Here is a 453-nt window from a genome sequence, read left to right on the forward strand (position 1 = left end):
GGGCTGGCCGAGACACCGGTACGATCCAGGCCGGCAACGGTGCGGGCACCGTCGGTGAACGGGTCAGCCTTGCCAACGCGGGCACCATCGACATACGGGTTACGCGGTTCGTTCACGCCGCTGGCGCGGGCGCCATCGGTGAAGGCGTTGCGGGCGTCGTTCACTCGGTAGCTGTAACCGTAGACTTCGCCGGTCTTGTTGGCGGGAGCGGCTTGCGCAGCGCCAGTGACGAAGGCGGCGGCGAGGGCGGCGGCGGTAAGGATGGTCTTGGCGTTCATGGTGTGGCTCCTTGTCTTCGTTTGGGCCGGGCGATCTCGGTTGGAGGTGGATCGCGGGGCCGTCGGTGCTGCGTTGTTTTGCTGCGTTGTGGCGGGGCTTTTTCTTTGCTGCTATCTACTGGTAGGTAGAGGATCAGGGCTAAAAAAAGGACCGCCTTCCGGTACTGATTGACTA

General features: G+C 63.6%; 1 protein-coding gene. It reads right to left on the reverse strand.

What is annotated here, in order from left to right:
* Positions 1-278, reverse strand: a 278-nt coding sequence (locus tag AB4Z35_RS30495; protein ID WP_442101229.1) for a hypothetical protein, incomplete at its 3' end; no start/stop codon positions are given.
* Positions 279-453 lie beyond the last annotated feature (175 nt).

The organism is Pseudomonas sp. KB_15, from assembly GCF_052114525.1.
GTDB lineage: Bacteria > Pseudomonadota > Gammaproteobacteria > Pseudomonadales > Pseudomonadaceae > Aquipseudomonas.